This is a genomic window from Brasilonema bromeliae SPC951, assembly GCF_012912135.1.
Classification (GTDB): Bacteria; Cyanobacteriota; Cyanobacteriia; order Cyanobacteriales; family Nostocaceae; genus Brasilonema; species Brasilonema bromeliae.
This window is the reverse complement of sequence record NZ_QMEB01000199.1, coordinates 3,887-10,561: the sequence shown is the minus strand read 5'-3', so window position 1 is coordinate 10,561 and position 6,675 is coordinate 3,887. Positions and strand designations below refer to the sequence as shown.

At 41.9% G+C, this 6,675-nt stretch carries 6 protein-coding genes; 1 reads left to right on the top strand and 5 read right to left on the bottom strand.

Annotated features, from left to right (window positions below; translation table 11 throughout):
- On the bottom strand, positions 1–2,155 hold a 2,155-nt coding region (locus DP116_RS21370), incomplete at its 3' end, for a Tex family protein (protein WP_169157088.1).
- A gap of 242 nt (positions 2,156–2,397) precedes the next feature.
- Here DP116_RS21370 and DP116_RS29585 point away from each other — a divergent pair.
- Positions 2,398–2,733, top strand: coding sequence for a DUF4278 domain-containing protein (locus DP116_RS29585; protein WP_246275736.1), 336 nt, complete (start codon positions 2,398–2,400; stop codon positions 2,731–2,733).
- A 223-nt stretch (positions 2,734–2,956) separates the two neighbouring features.
- Here DP116_RS29585 and DP116_RS21360 read toward each other — a convergent pair whose 3' ends face one another.
- From DP116_RS21360 to DP116_RS21345, 4 genes are all read right to left on the bottom strand, one after another.
- Complete coding sequence (locus DP116_RS21360; RefSeq protein WP_169157085.1) at positions 2,957–3,445, bottom strand: DUF4385 domain-containing protein; 489 nt, start codon at positions 3,443–3,445, stop codon at positions 2,957–2,959.
- 8 nt (positions 3,446–3,453) lie between these two features.
- Positions 3,454–5,169: a YtxH domain-containing protein gene (locus DP116_RS21355; RefSeq protein WP_169157084.1), complete on the bottom strand. Its 1,716-nt coding sequence runs from the start codon at positions 5,167–5,169 to the stop codon at positions 3,454–3,456.
- Positions 5,170–5,298: 129 nt separating this feature from the next.
- On the bottom strand, positions 5,299–5,904 hold the full coding sequence (locus DP116_RS21350) for a YtxH domain-containing protein (protein WP_169157083.1): 606 nt from the start codon (positions 5,902–5,904) through the stop codon (positions 5,299–5,301).
- A 231-nt stretch (positions 5,905–6,135) separates the two neighbouring features.
- A partial coding sequence (locus DP116_RS21345) for a hypothetical protein (RefSeq protein WP_479686326.1) occupies positions 6,136–6,675 on the bottom strand: 540 nt, incomplete at its 5' end.

Below are 6,675 nucleotides of genomic sequence, written 5' to 3'. Positions count from 1 at the left end.
GCTTCACTGACTTCATCGATAAACTAATCCGCTTCAATTTCTCATTAACTTCCAACACCCGCACTTTCACAACTTGTCCCACCTTGACAATTTTCTTTGGGTCATCAACGAATCTATCTGCCAATTGGGAGATGTGCACCAAACCATCTTGATGTACACCAATATCAACGAAAGCACCGAAGTTAGCAACATTGGTCACGATACCTTCTAGTTCCATCCCCTCTTTGAGATCAGAAATTTCCTTGATTCCTTCCTTGAATGTTGCATACTTAAACTCAGCGCGTGGATCTCTTCCTGGCTTTTCCAATTCGCTGAGGATGTCGCGTAGTGTTGGTTCGCCAACGGTGTCGGTGACATATTTCTTGAGATTGGCTTTTTTCAGTTTTTCGGCAATTTGGGTGATTTGGGTTAATGGTAGGCTGAGGTCGGAGGCGATCGCCTCCACCACCGAGTAACTCTCTGGATGAACAGCAGTGTTATCCAATGGGTTTTCACTTCCACGAATCCGCAAGAACCCCGCCGCTTGTTCAAAAGCTTTTGGTCCCAATTTCGGGACTTTCAGCAACTGTCGGCGGTTTTTAAATACACCATGCTGGTTCCGATAGGCGACAATGTTATTGGCAACGCTGGACGTAATCCCAGAAACAAAAGTCAAAAGTTCTTTTGAAGCAGTATTTAAGTCCACACCAACGTAGTTAACACAGCTTTCAACAGTTTCATCCAACTTCTTTTTCAACAACTTTTGATCCACATCATGCTGGTATTGTCCGACGCCGATGGACTTAGGATCAATTTTCACCAGTTCCGCGAGTGGATCTTGTAAACGACGACCGATACTAATAGCACCGCGAACGGTAATATCTAAATCGGGAAACTCTTCCAAAGCGACTTTACTTGCAGAATATATAGATGCACCCGACTCATTCACCATCACCTTGACTGGTTTTCGTTCCATTGCTTGCAGCACTTCCAAAACAAATTCATCTGTCTCGCGGGAAGCTGTACCATTACCAATGGCGATTAACTCAACTTTGTACTTCTCAATCAAATTTTTGAGAGTTTGTGCAGCTTTCAAACGTTGTTCAGCTGCTTGATGGGGAAATATCGCTTGATATTCCAAAAATTTCCCTGTTTGGTCGAGTATAGCAACTTTGCATCCAGTGCGAAAACCAGGATCAATTGCTAGCGTCGGTTTCATCCCTGCTGGCGCAGACAACAGCAACTCCCGCAAATTCGCCTCAAAAGTTTTGATAGACTCAATATCGGCGTAGGTTTTCTTTTCACCAATGACTTCACTTATCAAGGAAGTTTTCATCAAGCGGTTGAATGCGTCTTTCAGCATCGCCTGATAAAAGTCTCGGATGGCGCGGACTTTCGTCTTAATTTCCTTTGACTCTAAATAGGAAAGCACGACATCTTCATCAAAGGAGATTTCAAAGGACAACACCTCCTCTGCTTCACCCCGACACAACGCCAGCATATTGTGAGGTGCAATATTTTTCACCCTCATTTGATAATTACGGTACATCTCAAACTTGGTTGTCCCGGACGGATGATCATCTTTGATACGGGAGACAAAAACTCCTTCTTCCAGCAAGTAGTCCCGCAGGTATGCTCGCAACTCTGCTTTTTCCGCGACTTCTTCCGCTAAGATGTCAGAAGCACCTTTAAGTGCATCTTCTGCCGTCTTGACTCCTTTCTCCTGGGAAATATACTTCGCTGCTTCCGCATCCAGCGACGCCGAAACAGCATTTTTATTGTTCAGCGATTTGATAAACTCCGCAAGCGCTTCCAGTCCTTTTTCTCTAGCGATAGTGGCGCGAGTGCGCCGTTTGGGACGGTAAGGAAGATATAAATCCTCAAGTTCAGTTTTTTGTAAACAGGATTCGATTTTTTGTTTGAGTTCGTCGGTGAGTTTCCCTTGTTCGGCTACGGAATTCAAAATCACCAATTTCCTTTCTTCCAATTCGCTTAAGTAATTATACTTATCATTCAGTTCGCGCAACTGGACTTCATTCATCTCGCTTGTACGCTCTTTGCGATATCGTGCAATAAAGGGAATTGTTGCACCCTCCGCCAAAAGTTCTAGCGCGTTTTGCACCTGATATGGTTTCAGATTGAGTTCTGTAGCTAGTAATTGAGGAATATTCAGCATTGGTGTCTCAGTTGAAAACGCTACTTTTTAAGGTAATACGTTAGATAGATTAAATAGTGCAACCAGAAAGTGTTAAGCTAGTTTAACAGAAGATTCCGGAATCTTGTCTTTATACGCTGTTGTTATAGGTAGCTTGTCATGGCTAAAACAACGTAGATTGTGAAATAAAACACACTTGTTGCCCACAGCAGCTCTCATATGCACACATAAGTGCTTCTGCTTTTGTTCAGAAGTGAGAAACTATGGCTCTGTTTTTTCTGCTTCCACTTTTTACTGGTTTAGTTGGTGGCTATATCTTCAAGAAAAGTACCGATGAAATCGGGTACTTTGTGGGGATATTCGCAGCTATCTGTATAGTTTTAGGTTTAATCTTCGCACCTTGGCAAATACTGCTTTTGCTACTGATTTTTACCCTCACTACCACCAAAAAACTCTTACGTCAAAATGAGTATAAAATCATTCTTGACGAAGTAGCCAAAGAAGAACCATTAACCCCTGATAACCGGGAACAGGTTCTTTCCAAACCTCAGGATTACGAGGTTGAAATGATACGTAAGTATCAGCATATTATCTACTAAACTCCAAGTTTCAGTCCGGAAATTTAGGAGAGAAATGAGTAGGTAAAGCGCCACGGAATTATCACCTTGTCCATGTGATAGTTCACAGATGGATAAACGGTTTTAGTTTTTTTAGGATATAAAAAATGTTTATATATCCTATAAGTTGATTGAATCAATAGATAATTGAAGTCTGCCTACCAATCAACTAAAGTAAAAAATCACTTCCTCTCCTTTAAGAGGATTAACGCTCGTACATCTGCTTATGCTTTGCTAAAAGCTGGAGATAGTTTTCATTCGTCTTGGCTTGCATCCACTTTTCTTTAAAGATTGCTGCTGATTCAGCTTTAACTGGATCTACTTCGTTTGGTAAGATATCCTTTCTTGCTTTCATCTGGGCTTCTTGACAAGTTTCTTTTTGCGGGTTGGTTTTGTACTTTCGACCACTTTTATGATTGGCGTAGCGACGCGATCGCGTATACCCCATCTGTAAAAACTTCCGCGCCATATCCGCCCCAACAAAATCATCTTCCTCTAAATATTCAAAAAACATCTGGTAGATTTTTTCGCTAGACTCTTTTGCAATCTCTGGAGTTTTAAACCGCCAGTAGGGAAGAATTTCTGATTTGTATGGTTCTACCAAAAGCACTCCCTGTTCACCCTTACCTACGCGATACAGTTCAGGATGTTCTCGAAAGTTGATATTTTTAAAATCTAAAGAATAATCAAACATACATAATATTATAAGCAAGCATCACCACATCTGCGGACTTTTGCCCAAACTTTTATTGGTGATTCAGTGGTACTCGAAGGATTCACAAACTCTACTTTCAGAATTTTTAACTTCTCTTGAGGCTTAAGAATAGCTAAAGCTTTTTGTTGTTGAGGACTAAAGTTTGGCGGTTGTGGTCTATTGTCCCTCAACTTAATACCTGGTTCAACCGCGACAGCTACTATCGACCCTACGGATGGAATAATCCGTGAATCAGTAGACTCTGAACTTTTGATGAGAGTCTTTCCAACCAATACTGAATCTGAGGCTTTGTTGATATGACCTAGAAAAATCCAACCATCTGTCATTGTTGGCGGTGTTCTTTCCGGTGTTGTTTCTGGTATTGAAGATAGACTTTGAGAAGATGCTGATGATTTCATGACTAACTGATTTTGTTTTGGGAGAAATCCCAAAGTTACACCTATCAAACTTATGATAGAAACTCCTACAATAATTCCAGCAATTCCAGTTATTTTTTGTTTTTTTTCAGTTTTTGGTTGAAGAGTTGGTTGCTGAAGCTGTTGAGTAGTTTCTTGTTGACTGTGGTTAAATTCTTTTTCTTTCTGTTGAATATTGTTATATTTAATCTCTTGGATATCTTTTATATCTATTTCTTCAAAACTCTTCGGTTGTTGTGAAGAATTTAATCCTTGAGCAATCTCTTCTTTAATATCAACTTCATCTGACAAGTTACTATTCTCTTGAGACTCCACCCTCAACTCTTGCATCAAAAAATCTCCTCTTCTGTCTGGCGTTAACGGGAGAGTAGAAGGAGGTGATGCGGGAAGAATGACCGTAGGCGGGATAAAGTCTTCGTCTTGAGGACAATGAGATGAACTTGACATCACATCCTCAACAACTTGAGGACAATGAGATGAACTTGACATCACATCCTCAACAACTTGAGGATACTCCTTGCTTGACTTCGACAGTTGCTCGCTCACCAATGGCTCTTGGTGTATCTCATTGTTGTGAGTACCAGATGGCTTGACTTCCTCATCTGCATTTTTGGCGGTTTCTTCTACACCTACTACAGATTGGTTGACCTCATCAACTGTATTTTTTACTGTATTTTTTAATGTAGTTTTAACATCATTGATACTCTGATTAACAGCCTCAGCAACATTCTTAGCTGCATTTACTACAGATGGCTTGGCTTCCTCAACTGTATCTTTGACCGCTTGTACCGCACCTACCACGGATGGCTTGGCTTCCTCAACTGTATCTTTGACTGCTTGTACTACATCTACAACGGATGGCTTAGCTTCCTCAACTGTATCTTTGACTGCCTGTACTGTACTTAGAACGGATGGCTTGGCTTCCTCAACTGTATCCTTGACTGCTTGTACTACGCTTACTACAGATGTTTTGGTTTCCTCAACTGTATCTTTTACGGCATTTCCTACACCGTTTACATTATGGTTAATAGTCTCAGCTACACTATTAGCTGCGTCTACTAAACTATCTACCGTACGGTTAACACGCTCAGCTGTACCCTTCCCAACCAAAGCTCCAGCTACTGCGCCAATTACAGCACCAGAAACTCCTCCAACTCGGCGACCGAGTAAACCACCAATGGCTGCTCCAACTAATCCACCGCCTAGACCTACACCTACTCGAGGAGTCGTGCGTTGCTCCTTCATCCGGTCAGCATTTTTTTCATACTGGTGCTCATTGTAACTCATACTAATTATCTCCTAAAATGACACCAAAGAGGCATAACCGCTAGCTGAAGCAACTCGTTATCTATGACCAACCAAACAATTCTAGGTAAGACTTAAAACCAGTAGGGTGGGCAATACCCACCCTACTCTCTACTTCTGGTTTTCTACTGGGACTAACATATAGGTTGTCTGGTTATTAGGTAGGTTGGCTACGTTGACGTTTTGAGTACCTGAAGGCTTGGCATCTTCAACTGAACTCTTGGCTACGTCCATTGTATTTGTCACAGAGTGGGTAACTCCTTCAGCAGCACCCTTGATGATGTCTATTGTATTGTTTACGGTGTCGTTAACATTTATCGCTGTAGTCTTAACAGCACCCACTGTTGTGTTTACAGTGTCATTAACGCCCAAAGCTGAACCCCTGACGCTCTCCCCTACATCTTTTACAGTGTCGTTAACACCCTCAGCTATTGTATTTACTGCGCCCCCTACACCTTGTACAGTTTGGTTAAAATTTTGGGCTGCATCCTTTACCTTATCCCCGACATTTTTTACAGTTTGGTTAACCTTTTCGGCTGTACCTTTAATAGTTAAAGCCCCGGCTAGTGCGCCCAAGGTAGCACCAATAAGTGCTCCAATCGCTATTTTAGATAACCCATTACTCGTATCTTGACCTACTTCATAAGCCTGAGGTTGCTCTGTAGCTACATCAGTATTGCCGTCAAGCTGATCGAAAAGCTCCTGGTTCCCATTCATAATAATCGTTTCCTTTGTACCAAAACTGGTTAATTTCTCTGTGGTTACACGACAAAAAATCAACGCTTAGACCTTTGTCTTTGATTTGACAAAGTCTAAGCCGGAAAAACTATCTCGTATAACTTACGAGCTTCCTATGTTGATAGGTAGTCCTATTGGACTACCTTTATTTAAAAGGGGGCATCGTTGTTACATCTAGGTTTGATTGATGACCCTCGCAATGTTAAATAGCTATCTGTAATCGTCAATCCGAACAATTTCTTCCTCAAGCAAGTCCTCTTTATCAGAACCCAATGAGGTTTCAGCATCTACAGGCACAATTGGATCAACACGTAGCTCTTTGTGCTCTGGGCTTGAAATGTAGACCACCGGTGTACGATCCATTTCAACTTCATATTTATTGATTTGCTGATTGTCTGCAACTGTCCGATCTTGATATTGATTGCTCTGATTTTCAGAGGGCTTAACATTTTGTGCGCCACTTTGTACAGCTTGGTTCACACCCTGTGCCGTATCCTTAACAGTGTCTGCAGCACCTTGTGCGGCTTGCCTAGTTCCTTCAGCAGCACGGTTTGCTGTATCCTTTGCAGTGTCTGCAGCACCTTGTACAGCTTGGTTCACACCCTGTGCCGTATCCTTAACAGTGTCTGTAGCACCTAGTGCGGCTTGCCTAGTTCCTTCAGCGGCACGATTTGCTGTATCCTTTGCAGTGTCTGCAGCACCTTGTACAGCTTGGTTAACACCTTGTGCTGTATTTTGTACTGCGTCCAA

Coding starts and splice junctions, on each gene's coding strand:
- DP116_RS21350 (WP_169157083.1), bottom strand. CDS start 5,904: ATGAATGGGAACCAGGAGCTTTTCGATCAGCTTGACGGCAATACTGAT.
- DP116_RS21355 (WP_169157084.1), bottom strand. CDS start 5,169: ATGAGTTACAATGAGCACCAGTATGAAAAAAATGCTGACCGGATGAAG.
- DP116_RS29585 (WP_246275736.1), top strand. CDS start 2,398: ATGGCTCTGTTTTTTCTGCTTCCACTTTTTACTGGTTTAGTTGGTGGC.
- DP116_RS21360 (WP_169157085.1), bottom strand. CDS start 3,445: ATGTTTGATTATTCTTTAGATTTTAAAAATATCAACTTTCGAGAACAT.